Here is a 14,636-nt window from a genome sequence, read left to right as displayed (position 1 = left end):
GAGTTGCCCTAATTTTACCATTCTTAATGAATGGCTAGATGAGTGGGAGGGTTATAACCCATTTACCACATCACGGACTTAAGGAGGTGTGTCTCGTGGCTAAAAAAGTAATTAAAATTGTAAAATTGCAAATTCCTGCAGCTAAAGCTAATCCAGCTCCACCAGTTGGTCCTGCATTAGGTCAAGCTGGTGTTAATATCATGGGATTCTGTAAAGAGTTTAACGCTCGTACAGCTGATCAAGCTGGTTTAATCATTCCAGTTGAAATCACGGTATTCGAGGACCGTTCATTTACATTTATTACGAAAACTCCACCTGCTGCTGTATTACTTAAGAAAGCAGCTGGAATTGAGTCTGGTTCTGGTGAACCAAACCGTAATAAAGTAGCGACTGTTAAACGTGACAAAGTACGTGAAATCGCTGAAACAAAAATGCCTGACTTAAACGCAGCAAGCGTTGAAGCGGCAATGCGTATGGTTGAAGGTACTGCACGTAGTATGGGTATCGTTATCGAAGACTAATATTTAGTTAGTCTAGGATGTTTTAGGGGGTTGCGAGTTTGCTTAAAAACAAGTTCGCAACCTTTATTCGTGGGAGGTTATTCCGCTAAAACCACTAAGGAGGAAATAAAAATGGCTAAAAAAGGTAAAAAGTTTTTAGAAGCTGCTAAACTTGTTGACCGTTCTAAGTTCTATCCGGTACAAGAGGCAATCGAACTAGTTAAAAAGACTAGTGTAGCTAAATTTGATGCGACTGTAGAAGTTGCGTTCCGTTTAGGAGTAGATCCAAAGAAAGCAGATCAACAAATCCGTGGAGCAGTAGTACTTCCAAATGGTACTGGTAAAACTCAACGTGTTTTAGTATTTGCTAAAGGTGAAAAAGCGAAAGAAGCTGAAGCAGCTGGTGCTGATTATGTAGGAGATGCTGATTACATCAATAAAATCCAACAAGGTTGGTTTGAATTTGACGTAATCGTTGCTACGCCTGACATGATGGGTGAAGTTGGTAAATTAGGTCGCGTATTAGGACCAAAAGGTTTAATGCCAAACCCTAAAACTGGAACAGTTACTTTTGATGTAACAAAAGCAGTTAATGAAATCAAAGCTGGTAAAGTTGAATACCGTCTTGATAAAGCTGGTATCATCCATGTGCCAATCGGAAAAGTTTCATTTGAAGATAGCAAACTAGTTGAGAACTTCACAACAGTTTATGAAACTTTATTAAAAGCTAAGCCATCTGCAGCTAAAGGTACTTACATGAAGAGCGTAAATGCTACTTCTACTATGGGACCTGGAGTAAAAGTAGATTCTTCAAGCTTCGTTGTAAAATAATAACTATTGACTTCGTAAAGAAGTTTATATATAATAATCAATGTTGTTTAAATGAATATCGCTATACCGTAGACAGTAGGTGCATTTAGCTTAAATATCCTACCGAGGTGTATTTACGAATAAAGCATGTTTTGCTTATTGTATATACAAAACCTCCATGTCTAACGTGGAGGTTTTTCAATGACCATCACCGAACGGTACTAGTGTTACATGAATCTACAGGAGGTGTAACAATGAGTGCAATTATCGAACAAAAGAAACAGATAGTAGAAGAAATTTCTACCAAGTTCCGTGAAAGTAAATCTACGATCGTTGTAGATTACCGTGGATTAACTGTTGGTGAAGTAACTGAATTACGTAAGCAATTACGTGACGCAGGAATCGACTTCAAAGTTTACAAAAATACAATGACTCGCCGTGCTGTTGAGCAAGCTGAGCTTACTGGTCTTAACGATGTTTTAACTGGACCTAACGCGATTGCTTTCAGTAACGATGACGTTGTTGCTCCAGCAAAAATCATTAATGATTTTGCTAAAAAGCATGAAGCTCTTGAAATTAAAGCTGGTGTTATCGAAGGTAATGTTGCGTCTGTTGAAGAAGTGAAAGCTCTTGCTGAACTTCCATCACGCGAAGGCTTACTTTCTATGTTGCTTAGCGTTCTTCAAGCTCCTATTCGCAACTTTGCACTTGCTACAAAAGCAGTTGCAGATCAAAAAGAAGAACAAGGTGCTTAATTCGAACGAACTTGTATGTGCTTGACAATAAACTATTAATTGGAAAAACAAGGAGGAAATTATAATGACTCAAGAACAAATCATTGAAGCAGTTAAGAATATGACTGTTTTAGAATTAAACGACTTAGTTAAAGCAATCGAAGAAGAGTTTGGTGTAACTGCTGCAGCTCCTGTAGCTGTTGCTGGTGCTGCTGGTGGCGAAGCTGCTGCAGAACAAACTGAATTTGACGTAGTACTTGCAAGTGCTGGCGGACAAAAAATCAAAGTTATCAAAGTGGTACGTGAAGCTACTGGCTTAGGCTTAAAAGAAGCTAAAGAATTAGTAGACAACGCTCCAAAACCACTTAAAGAAGGCGTTTCTAAAGAAGAAGCTGAAGAATTAAAAGCTAAACTTGAAGAAGTTGGAGCTTCTGTAGAAGTTAAGTAATTCATATAAATGTATAAAAAGCTCGCCGACAAAGGCGGGCTTTTTATATATCAAAAAATACATTGTATAAAATGAAGCTGTTATGTAAATCCTATAATTTTGAAAGAGGAGGAACTAGCATGAGTGATCATTATTATTCAGAAAAACCTACTGTACAAAGTGAACGAAAGACTTGGTCGTTTACGTTAAAAGGTCACCTCTTTACATTTCAAAGTGATCGTGGGGTGTTCTCTAAAAATGAAGTAGATTTTGGTTCCCGTCTTTTAATAGAATCATTTAATCTTCCTGAAATTGAAGGAGATATTTTAGATGTTGGATGTGGATACGGTCCAATTGGTCTTGCGATTGCAAAACATTTTAACAGGCATGTAGATATGATTGATATTAATGAGCGTGCAGTAGAACTAGCAAAAGATAATGCTGAATTAAATAAAATTGAAGATGTTTCGATTTTTCAAAGTAATCTATTTGAGAATGTACAAGATATCCAAAGGTATGCTGCGATATTGACAAACCCGCCCATACGTGCCGGGAAAAAGGTTGTCCATCAGATTTTTGAGAAAAGTTTTGATCATTTATCTGATAAAGGGGAGTTGTGGGTTGTGATCCAAAAGAAGCAAGGAGCTCCCTCGGCAGTAGATAAGTTGAATGAAATGTTTTCAGAGGTAGATGTAGTAGACAAGAAAAAAGGCTATTATATCATTAAAGCTAAAAAATGTTGACTCTAAATTTCTGTTGTGTTAGTATTATAAAATGCCAATATATAATTTCCATAACTATCTATTTTTTGAGGAAAATGATGTATAAAGGATAGTTTTTTGGAGATACTTATAAAATCAAAAGTACGTTTTAAATTGTGGTTTTCTTACTAGAAACCCTTTTTATTTTTTGTTTTTTCCTTGCGTCTGTACTAGAATTTCCTATGTTTTTATTTCAGATTTTTTATTGGTAGTATATTAAGATATTATGTGTAAAGAGAATGATCATATGTGAGTTCTCTTATTCGTCTGTCTAAAAAAAGGTATACATATGGTACGACGCAAAACCTATTACGCTTGATTTGAGGGGTGAATGAGTTGACAGGTCAACTAGTTCAGTATGGACGACACCGCCAACGTAGAAGTTATGCACGCATTAGTGAAGTGTTAGAATTACCAAATCTTATTGAGATTCAAACCTCTTCCTATCAGTGGTTTCTTGATGAGGGCTTAAGAGAAATGTTTCAAGATATTTCTCCTATTGAGGATTTCACTGGTAACCTCTCGCTAGAGTTTATTGATTATAGCTTGGGAGATCCTAAGTATCCTGTAGAGGAATCAAAAGAGCGCGATGTTACCTATTCTGCGCCATTACGTGTGAAGGTGCGTTTGATTAACAAGGAAACTGGTGAAGTAAAAGATCAGGATGTCTTTATGGGAGATTTCCCTCTCATGACTGAAACAGGAACATTTGTGATTAATGGAGCAGAGCGCGTTATCGTGTCTCAGCTTGTCCGTTCACCAAGTGTTTATTACAGTGGTAAAGTCGATAAAAATGGTAAAAAAGGCTTTACTGCAACTGTTATCCCAAACCGTGGAGCTTGGTTAGAATATGAAACAGATGCAAAAGATGTTGTTTATGTACGTATTGATCGTACGCGTAAATTACCAGTAACTGTTCTTTTACGTGCTCTTGGGTTTGGCTCTGATCAAGAAATCATCGATTTACTAGGTGAAAATGAGTACTTACGTAATACTCTTGATAAAGATAATACGGAAAGTACGGAGAAGGCATTGCTTGAAATCTATGAGCGTCTTCGTCCAGGTGAGCCACCAACTGTGGATAATGCCAAGAGTTTATTAGATTCAAGATTTTTTGATCCAAAGCGCTATGATCTAGCGAATGTTGGTCGTTATAAAATTAATAAAAAGCTTCATATTAAGAATCGCCTTTTCAACCAAAGATTAGCTGAAACACTGGTAGATCCTGAAACAGGTGAAATTATTGCAGAAAAAGGCGCGATGATTGATAGAAGAACGCTTGATCGTATTCTTCCAAACCTAGAAAATGGTGTAGGATTTAAGAAAGAACAACCATCAGGCGGGGTTATTGAAGAAGAGGTAACGATCCAATCTATCAAGATTTATGCACCAAATGACCCAGATGGTGAAAAGGTCATTAATGTACTAGGTAATGCTTACGTAGAAGAGGCTGTTAAAAACATCACAGTTGCTGATATTTTAGCTTCAATTAGTTACTTCTTTAACCTATTACATGGTGTAGGTGATACGGATGATATCGATCACCTAGGGAATCGTCGATTACGTTCTGTTGGTGAGCTTTTACAAAACCAATTTAGAATTGGTTTATCAAGAATGGAACGTGTTGTTCGTGAAAGAATGTCTATTCAAGATACAAATACGATTACGCCGCAGCAATTAATTAATATTCGCCCGGTTATTGCGTCTATTAAAGAATTCTTTGGTAGCTCTCAATTATCTCAGTTCATGGATCAAACAAATCCTTTAGCTGAGTTAACTCATAAACGTCGTTTATCAGCACTTGGACCAGGTGGTTTAACTCGTGAGCGCGCAGGATTTGAGGTTCGTGACGTTCACTATTCTCACTATGGTCGTATGTGTCCGATTGAGACTCCAGAGGGCCCGAATATCGGCTTAATCAACTCACTTTCTTCATATGCAAAAGTTAACCGTTTTGGTTTCATTGAAACTCCTTACCGTAGAGTTGATCCTGAAACTGGAAAGGTAACGTCTAGAATCGATTATCTAACTGCTGATGAAGAGGATAACTATGTTGTTGCCCAAGCAAACGCAAGATTAGCAGATGATGGATCATTTATTGATGATGATATCGTTGCTCGTTTCCGTGGGGAAAATACAGTTGTCAATAAAGATCGAATTGATTACATGGATGTATCTCCAAAGCAAGTAGTTTCTGCTGCGACTGCTTGTATTCCGTTCTTAGAAAACGATGACTCAAACCGTGCGTTAATGGGTGCGAACATGCAACGTCAAGCAGTTCCGCTAATGAATCCTGAAGCTCCAATCGTTGGAACAGGTATGGAATATGTTTCTGGTAAAGACTCAGGAGCAGCTGTTATCTGTAAATACCCTGGTGTTGTTGAGCGTGTGGAAGCAAAAAACGTGTGGGTTCGTCGTTATGAAGAAGTGGATGGTCAAAAGGTAAAAGGTAATTTAGATAAATATAGCTTATTGAAGTTTGTTCGTTCTAACCAAGGTACTTGTTACAACCAACGCCCGATCGTTAGTGAAGGTGATGAAGTTGTAAAAGGTGAAATCCTTGCGGACGGTCCATCTATGGAAAAAGGAGAACTTGCGCTAGGAAGAAACGTAATGGTTGCCTTCATGACATGGGATGGTTATAACTACGAGGATGCTATCATCATGAGTGAAAGACTTGTAAAAGATGATGTATACACTTCTATACACATCGAAGAATATGAGTCAGAGTCTCGTGATACAAAATTAGGACCTGAAGAAATTACACGCGATATCCCGAACGTTGGGGAGGATGCGCTAAGAAACTTAGATGAGCGCGGAATTATTCGTATTGGTGCAGAAGTAAAAGATGGAGATCTGCTTGTAGGTAAGGTTACTCCTAAAGGTGTAACTGAGCTAACAGCAGAGGAAAGACTTTTACATGCAATCTTCGGAGAAAAGGCTCGAGAAGTACGTGATACATCATTACGCGTACCACATGGCGGAGAAGGAATCATCTTAGATGTTAAAGTCTTTAACCGTGAAGATGGTGATGAATTACCACCAGGTGTTAACCAATTAGTCCGTGTATATATCGTCCAAAAGCGTAAAATCTCAGAAGGAGATAAGATGGCGGGACGACATGGTAACAAAGGGGTTATCTCAAGAATTCTTCCTGAAGAAGATATGCCATATTTACCAGATGGAACACCAGTGGATATCATGTTAAATCCATTAGGGGTACCTTCTCGTATGAATATCGGTCAGGTGTTAGAATTGCATTTAGGTATGGCTGCTCGTCGATTAGGTATTCATGTTGCATCACCTGTATTTGATGGTGCGCGTGAAGAAGATGTATGGTCAACATTAGAAGAAGCTGGTATGGCACGAGATGCTAAAACAGTGCTATATGATGGTCGTACAGGTGAGCCGTTTGATAATCGTGTTTCTGTAGGTATTATGTACATGATCAAACTTGCTCACATGGTTGACGATAAATTACATGCTCGTTCAACTGGACCTTATTCATTAGTTACACAACAACCATTAGGTGGTAAAGCACAGTTCGGTGGTCAACGTTTCGGTGAAATGGAGGTTTGGGCACTTGAGGCATATGGTGCTGCATACACATTACAAGAGATTTTGACTGTAAAATCGGATGATGTTGTTGGTCGTGTGAAAACATATGAAGCCATCGTAAAAGGTGAGAATGTACCAGAACCAGGTGTTCCAGAGTCATTCAAAGTATTAATAAAAGAACTTCAAAGTTTAGGTATGGATGTTAAAATGCTTTCAAGTGATGAGCAAGAAATTGAAATGAGAGACCTTGATGATGATGACGATACACAACAAGCTGAAGGTCTTTCTGTCAATGAACAAGTAGAACCTGAGCCAGAAGTTGAAGAATTAGAAAAAGATACTGTAGCGAAAGAATAATTTAGTGAAAAAGCCTAACATGATGTAAATGAATGAACGGAGAGGTAATCATCCGCTCCGTTCATAAAATTTCATCTCTAGGTACATACATTTTTTCGTTTATAATAGCATTCTAAAACTTAATAAATTGTACTTAAATTAGGGTATAACCTGAAGACGAAAAGGGAGGTAGGCCCCTTGATAGATGTAAATAATTTTGAATATATGAGCATCGGCTTGGCTTCACCTGACAAGATTCGTTCTTGGTCCTTTGGTGAAGTTAAGAAACCAGAAACAATCAATTACCGTACATTGAAACCTGAGAAAGATGGTCTGTTTTGCGAACGTATTTTTGGACCAACAAAAGATTGGGAATGTCATTGCGGTAAATATAAAAGAGTTCGTTACAAAGGTGTAGTTTGTGATCGCTGTGGAGTAGAAGTAACTCGTGCAAAAGTTCGTCGTGAAAGAATGGGACACATTGAGCTAGCAGCTCCTGTATCTCATATTTGGTACTTTAAAGGAATTCCTAGCCGTATGGGATTAGTGTTAGATATGTCTCCGCGTGCTCTAGAGGAAGTCATTTATTTTGCTTCTTACGTTACGACTGAAACGGGAGATACTCCATTAGAGAAGAAACAACTGTTATCTGAAAAAGAATATAGAGCTTACCGTGAGAAGTATGGTAATACTTTCCAAGCATCAATGGGTGCTGAAGCTATTAAAAAACTTTTATCAGATATTGATCTTGATAAAGAAGTTGATACGTTAAAAGAAGAATTAAAAACAGCTCAAGGACAACGTAGAACACGTGCGATCAAGCGATTAGAAGTGCTTGAAGCTTTCCGTAACTCAGGAAATGATCCGTCATGGATGATCCTTGATGTACTACCTGTTATACCACCTGAATTACGTCCTATGGTGCAACTTGATGGTGGGCGTTTTGCAACTTCTGATTTAAATGATTTATACAGACGTGTTATTAACCGTAATAACCGTTTAAAACGTTTATTAGATCTTGGAGCTCCTAGCATTATTGTTCAGAATGAAAAGCGTATGCTTCAGGAAGCAGTAGATGCTCTAATTGATAATGGTCGTCGCGGTCGTCCTGTAACAGGACCAGGAAACCGTCCATTAAAATCACTGTCCCATATGCTTAAAGGGAAGCAAGGGCGTTTCCGTCAAAATCTATTAGGTAAACGTGTCGACTATTCAGGACGTTCTGTTATCGTTGTTGGTCCAAATTTAAAAATGTACCAATGCGGATTACCAAAAGAGATGGCTCTTGAATTATTTAAGCCATTTGTTATGAAGGAACTCGTTGAAAAAGGATTAGCACATAACATAAAAAGTGCTAAACGAAAAATTGAGAGAGTTCAACCAGAAGTTTGGGATGTATTGGAATCTGTTATTAAAGAACATCCAGTACTGCTTAACCGCGCCCCTACTCTGCATAGATTAGGTATTCAAGCATTTGAACCTACACTTGTAGAAGGTCGTGCAATCCGCCTTCACCCTCTTGTATGTACTGCTTATAACGCAGACTTTGATGGTGACCAAATGGCCGTTCACGTACCGCTTTCTGCTGAGGCTCAAGCTGAAGCACGTATTTTAATGCTTGCTGCACAAAACATCCTTAACCCTAAGGATGGAAAACCGGTTGTTACACCTTCACAGGATATGGTATTAGGTAACTATTACTTAACACTTGAGCGTGCTGGCGCGATTGGTGAAGGAATGATCTTTAAAGATACAGATGAAGCATTGCTTGCTTATCAGAACGGGTATGTTCACTTACATACACGCGTAGCTGTTCATGCATCTTCATTAAACAAGCAAACATTTACAGAAGAACAAAATAAAATGCTTCTTGTTACAACAGTTGGTAAGTTAATTTTCAATGAAATTTTACCTGAATCATTCCCTTACATGAATGAGCCAACTAAAGAAAACATTGAGGAGAAAACTCCTGAAAAGTATTTTATTGATCCAACTGTTAATGTGAAAGAACATATCTCAACCCTAGAAGAAATACCTCCATTCAAAAAAGGTATTCTAGGTAAGATTATCGCCGAGATCTTTAAGAAGTTCCATATTACTGAGACTTCAAAAATGCTTGATCGCATGAAGAATCTTGGATTTAGATATTCAACAAAAGCAGGTATTACTGTTGGTGTATCTGATATCATCGTTTTAAAAGAAAAACAAGAAATCATTAGTGAAGCACAAACTAAAGTAGACAATGTGTTAAAGCAGTTCCGAAGAGGTTTAATTACTGAAGACGAGCGCTATGAACGTGTTATCTCCATTTGGAGTGCAGCTAAGGATACAATCCAAGGAAAGCTAATGGCATCCCTTGATAAACGTAACCCAATCTTTATGATGAGTGACTCAGGTGCCCGTGGTAATGCATCTAACTTTACTCAGCTTGCTGGTATGCGTGGTCTAATGGCCAACCCGGCTGGACGTATTATTGAGTTACCAATCAAATCTAGTTTCCGTGAAGGATTAACGGTATTAGAGTACTTCATCTCTACACATGGTGCCCGTAAAGGTCTTGCGGATACTGCGCTTAAGACAGCTGACTCAGGTTACCTAACTCGCCGACTTGTTGATGTTGCACAAGATGTTATTATTCGTGATGATGATTGTGGAACAGATCGTGGTATTTTAGCAGAGGCAATCAGAGAAGGCACAGAAATTATCGAAAAGCTTGATGAGCGTCTAATCGGCCGTTATTGCCGTAAGGCTGTTAAGCATCCTGAAACAGGTGCTGTAATCGTAGACGAAAATGAATTAATAACAGAAGATATTGCTGTTGAAATTATCAATGCGGGTATTGATAAGGTTTGGATTCGCTCTGCATTTACATGTAACACTAGACATGGTGTTTGTAAAAAATGTTACGGTAGAAACCTTGCAACTGGTAGCGAAGTAGAAGTTGGAGAAGCAGTTGGTATTATCGCTGCGCAATCTATCGGTGAACCAGGTACACAGTTAACAATGCGTACATTCCATACTGGTGGGGTTGCCGGAGATGATATCACTCAAGGTTTACCTCGTATCCAGGAGCTTTTTGAAGCTAGAAATCCTAAAGGTCAAGCGATCATTTCTGAAATTAATGGTGTTGTAGCTGAAATCAATGAGGTTCGTGATAAACAGCAAGAGATTGTCATTCAAGGTGAAGTAGAATCTCGCTCTTATACAGCACCGTATAATGCAAGACTAAAAGTTACTCAAGGTGATAAGATTGAGAGTGGTCAAGTCTTAACAGAAGGTTCAATTGATCCTAAAGAACTATTAAAAGTAAAAGATCTTCAAGCTGTTCAACAATATTTGCTACGTGAAGTTCAAAAAGTATACCGTATGCAAGGGGTAGAAATTGGGGATAAACACGTAGAGGTTATGGTACGTCAAATGCTTCGCAAAGTTCGAGTTATGGACGCAGGAGATACAGACGTACTACCAGGTACATTACTAGATGTTCATCAATTTACTGATGCTAATAAACAAGTTCTGTTAGATGGTAAACGTCCTGCAACAGGCCGTCCAGTGTTACTTGGTATTACAAAAGCATCACTAGAAACAGATTCTTTCTTATCTGCAGCATCATTCCAAGAAACAACACGTGTTCTTACAGATGCAGCAATTAAAGGAAAACGTGATGAATTACTAGGATTAAAAGAAAATGTTATCATTGGTAAACTTGTCCCTGCAGGAACTGGTATGCCGAGATATCGTCAGGCAGAACCAATTGCGAAGGTAGAACAAACTGAGGAAGTTGTTTCTGTCGATTAATATATCTAACATAGCTCACAAGAGGGTTTTCCCTCTGTGAGCTATACTAAATGAATGATCAGACGAATCATGCAGAAAAAGGTAAAAAAAGTTTTTTTAATGCGTGTTGACATCTATCATCTTCAATGTTACTATATTCAAGGTGCTCAATCTTAAACCTGTTGCTTTGGAGGATATTTGATTATGTCTTATGATAAAGTATCACAGGCAAACGAAATCATTGTTGGTACTAAGCAATCAGTTAAAGCTCTCTTAAACAATAATGTTAAGGAAATAGTAATTGCTGAAGACGCTGATGAACGAGTTGTTCAAAAAGTCGTTCAAACAGCAGAGCAACAGCAAGTACCCTTAATTAAAGTTGAATCTATGAAAAAGCTTGGGAAAGCTTGCGGAATAGAAGTAGGAGCTGCAGCTGTAGCTATAATCCGGTGAAAAAAGATGTTTTTGCAAGATTATTTTTGCAGAAACTTTGTTTTTGCCTAAATATGAACCACCTGGATGTGTGGTATTAAGTTATGAAGGGAGGAAAACGATAATGCCTACTATTAATCAATTAGTGCGTAAAGGTCGCGTAAGCAAAATAGAGAAATCTAAATCACCTGCATTAAACAAAGGTTACAACAGCTTCAAAAAAGAGCAAACAAACGTATCATCACCTCAAAAACGTGGTGTATGTACTCGTGTTGGTACGATGACGCCAAAGAAACCAAACTCAGCGCTTCGTAAATATGCTCGTGTTCGTTTAACAAACGGAATTGAAGTTACAGCATACATTCCTGGTATTGGCCACAACCTACAAGAGCACAGTGTTGTTCTTATCCGTGGAGGACGTGTAAAAGACTTACCGGGGGTACGTTATCACATCGTTCGTGGTGCGTTAGATACTGCTGGTGTTGATGGTCGTATGCAAGGCCGTTCAAAATACGGTACAAAACGTCCTAAAGCAGCAAAGAAATAATCAATAAGAAATATGAAAATATAAAATTAAAATGAAGGGAGGACATAACATGCCACGTAAAGGTCCTGTAGCAAAAAGAGATGTACTACCAGATCCAATTTACAATTCAAAGCTTGTTACTCGTTTAGTAAACAGAATTATGATCGACGGAAAAAGAGGTAAAGCACAATCTGTACTTTACAATGCATTCGATCTAATTAAAGAACGTACTGGCAATGAGCCTATGGAAGTGTTTGAACAAGCACTTAAAAACATCATGCCAGTTCTTGAAGTTAAAGCTCGCCGTGTAGGTGGTGCTAACTACCAAGTACCAGTAGAAGTTCGTCCAGACCGTCGTACTACACTTGGTCTTCGTTGGTTAGTAAATTACGCACGTCTTCGTGGAGAAAAAACGATGGAAGAGCGTTTAGCTAACGAAATCCTTGACGCTGCTAACAACACTGGTGCAGCAGTTAAGAAACGTGAAGATACTCACAAAATGGCTGAAGCAAATAAAGCATTTGCTCACTATCGTTGGTAATCAATATACCCTAAATACACTAAAATTCCTATAAGGAAGGAGAAATTACCCAATGGCAAGAGAGTTCTCCTTAGCAAATACTCGTAATATTGGGATCATGGCTCACATTGATGCTGGTAAAACAACAACAACTGAGCGTGTTCTTTATTACACTGGTCGTATTCATAAAATTGGTGAAACTCATGAAGGTGCATCTCAGATGGACTGGATGGAGCAAGAACAAGAACGTGGAATTACGATCACTTCTGCTGCGACAACTGCACAGTGGAAAGGCCACCGTGTAAACATCATCGATACTCCAGGACACGTAGACTTCACAGTTGAGGTTGAACGTTCACTTCGAGTACTTGATGGTGCAGTAGCAGTTCTTGATGCTCAATCAGGTGTTGAACCTCAAACAGAAACAGTTTGGCGTCAAGCTACAACTTATGGAGTACCACGTGTTGTGTTCGTTAATAAAATGGACAAAATCGGTGCGGACTTCCTATACTCTGTTAAAACTTTGCATGAACGCCTTCAAGCGAATGCTCACCCAATCCAATTACCAATTGGTGCGGAAGATCAATTTGAAGGAATCATTGACTTAGTTGAAATGACTGCTACGTTCTATGGTAATGATTTAGGTACTGACATTGAAGTTAGAGACATTCCTGAAGAATACCAAGACCAAGCGAACGAATACCGTGAAAGCTTAGTTGAAGCAGTAGCTGAACTTGATGAAGATCTAATGGAAAGATACCTTGGTGGTGAAGAAATCACAAACGAAGAGCTTAAAGCAGCGATTCGTAAAGGTACTGTTAACGTTGATTTTTATCCAGTAATCTGCGGATCTGCTTTCAAAAACAAAGGTGTTCAAAAAATGCTAGATGCTGTTATCGATTATCTTCCATCTCCATTAGACGTACCAGCGATCAAAGGTACTGTTCCTGACACAGATGAAGAAGTTACTCGTGAATCTAGCGATGAGGGTCCATTTGCTGCATTAGCATTTAAAGTAATGACAGACCCTTATGTTGGTAAACTTACATTCTTCCGTGTATACTCTGGTACATTAAGTTCTGGATCATACATCCAAAACTCTACTAAAGGTAAACGTGAACGTGTAGGTCGTATCCTTCAAATGCACGCAAACAGCCGTGAAGAAATCTCTGAAGTATACGCTGGAGATATTGCAGCAGCTGTAGGTTTGAAAGATACAACTACTGGTGATACTCTATGTGACGACAAAAACCTTGTTATCCTAGAGTCAATGGAATTCCCAGAGCCAGTTATCCAACTTTCTGTTGAACCAAAATCTAAAGCAGACCAAGATAAAATGACAACTGCTTTACAAAAGCTTCAAGAGGAAGATCCAACATTTAGAGCTCATACTGATCAAGAAACTGGTCAAACGATCATTGCTGGTATGGGTGAGCTTCACTTAGATATTCTTGTTGATCGTATGAAACGTGAATTCAAAGTAGAAGCTAATGTAGGTGCTCCGCAGGTTGCTTATCGTGAAACATTCCGCCAGGGTGCAAAAGTTGAAGGTAAATTCGCTCGTCAATCTGGTGGTCGTGGACAATTTGGACACGTGTGGATCGAGTTTGAACCAAATGAAGAAGGTAAAGGTTTTGAGTTCGAAAACAAAATCGTTGGTGGTGTTGTACCACGTGAATATGTACCTGCTGTTCAAGCTGGTCTTGAAGATGCAATGCAAAACGGTGTATTAGCTGGATATCCATTAGTTGATGTTAAAGCTGCATTAGTTGACGGATCTTACCATGATGTTGACTCAAGTGAAATGGCGTTTAAAGTTGCTGCTTCATTAGCACTTAAAAACGCTGTATCAAAATGTAACCCAGTAATTCTAGAGCCTGTTATGAAAGTTGAAGTAGTAGTGCCTGAAGAGTACATGGGTGATATCATGGGTCAAGTAACGGCACGTCGTGGACGCGTTGAAGGTATGGAAGCTCGTGGTAATGCACAAGTTGTTCGTGCAATGATTCCACTTTCTGAAATGTTCGGTTATGCTACTGCATTACGTTCAAGTACTCAAGGTCGTGGTGTGTTCACTATGCACTTTGATCACTATGAAGAAGTGCCAAAATCAGTTTCAGAAGAAATTATCAAAAAAAATAAAGGTGAGTAATTGATTTTTACCCCTTTTATGAAGTATAACTACTTATGTGAGAACAGAGAGTGATGAATTCACTTTCTGTTACATATATCCTAAAAACTATAATCTCTAAGGA

Annotated in this window: 11 protein-coding genes and 1 other annotated feature; all 11 genes read left to right on the top strand. The window is 38.6% G+C overall.

The features are described from left to right. Positions 1–95 precede the first annotated feature (95 nt). The 11 genes from rplK (at position 96) to fusA (ending at position 14,533) form a co-directional block, all read left to right on the top strand. A complete protein-coding gene (gene rplK, locus AC4GZ8_RS22665; RefSeq protein WP_142385668.1) occupies positions 96–521 on the top strand; it encodes a 50S ribosomal protein L11 in 426 nt (141 codons plus the stop codon). 111 nt (positions 522–632) lie between these two features. Continuing rightward, a complete protein-coding gene (gene rplA / locus AC4GZ8_RS22660) occupies positions 633–1,331 on the top strand; it encodes a 50S ribosomal protein L1 (protein WP_491084164.1) in 699 nt (232 codons plus the stop codon). A gap of 48 nt (positions 1,332–1,379) precedes the next feature. Then, positions 1,380–1,519, top strand: a sequence feature (ribosomal protein L10 leader region). A 45-nt stretch (positions 1,520–1,564) separates the two neighbouring features. Next, on the top strand, positions 1,565–2,065 hold the full coding sequence (rplJ, locus tag AC4GZ8_RS22655; RefSeq protein WP_491084163.1) for a 50S ribosomal protein L10: 501 nt from the start codon (positions 1,565–1,567) through the stop codon (positions 2,063–2,065). Between the two features lie 64 nt (positions 2,066–2,129). Then, positions 2,130–2,492, top strand: coding sequence for a 50S ribosomal protein L7/L12 (gene rplL / locus AC4GZ8_RS22650; protein WP_491084162.1), 363 nt, complete (start codon positions 2,130–2,132; stop codon positions 2,490–2,492). Positions 2,493–2,611: 119 nt separating this feature from the next. Then, positions 2,612–3,214, top strand: a complete 603-nt coding sequence (locus AC4GZ8_RS22645; protein WP_491084161.1) for a class I SAM-dependent methyltransferase — start codon at positions 2,612–2,614, stop codon at positions 3,212–3,214. A 354-nt stretch (positions 3,215–3,568) separates the two neighbouring features. Beyond that, on the top strand, positions 3,569–7,147 hold the full coding sequence (gene rpoB, locus AC4GZ8_RS22640) for a DNA-directed RNA polymerase subunit beta (protein WP_491084160.1): 3,579 nt from the start codon (positions 3,569–3,571) through the stop codon (positions 7,145–7,147). Between the two features lie 177 nt (positions 7,148–7,324). Then, the gene (rpoC, locus tag AC4GZ8_RS22635) at positions 7,325–10,924 is read left to right on the top strand and encodes a DNA-directed RNA polymerase subunit beta' (RefSeq protein ID WP_491084159.1); all 3,600 of its coding nucleotides are present in this window, start codon (positions 7,325–7,327) and stop codon (positions 10,922–10,924) included. A gap of 183 nt (positions 10,925–11,107) precedes the next feature. Beyond that, entirely contained in the window at positions 11,108–11,356 is a 249-nt protein-coding gene (locus tag AC4GZ8_RS22630) for a 50S ribosomal protein L7ae-like protein (protein ID WP_491084158.1), read from the top strand. A 103-nt stretch (positions 11,357–11,459) separates the two neighbouring features. After that, a complete protein-coding gene (gene rpsL / locus AC4GZ8_RS22625) occupies positions 11,460–11,882 on the top strand; it encodes a 30S ribosomal protein S12 (protein ID WP_026561215.1) in 423 nt (140 codons plus the stop codon). A 49-nt stretch (positions 11,883–11,931) separates the two neighbouring features. Next, entirely contained in the window at positions 11,932–12,402 is a 471-nt protein-coding gene (gene rpsG, locus AC4GZ8_RS22620; protein WP_491084157.1) for a 30S ribosomal protein S7, read from the top strand. 52 nt (positions 12,403–12,454) lie between these two features. Beyond that, the gene (gene fusA, locus AC4GZ8_RS22615) at positions 12,455–14,533 is read left to right on the top strand and encodes an elongation factor G (RefSeq protein ID WP_491084156.1); all 2,079 of its coding nucleotides are present in this window, start codon (positions 12,455–12,457) and stop codon (positions 14,531–14,533) included. Positions 14,534–14,636: the final 103 nt, after the last annotated feature.

It is taken from the genome of Metabacillus sp. RB-C-LZQ-3-1 (assembly GCF_058315175.1).
This window is presented reverse-complemented; position numbering and strand designations above follow the sequence as displayed.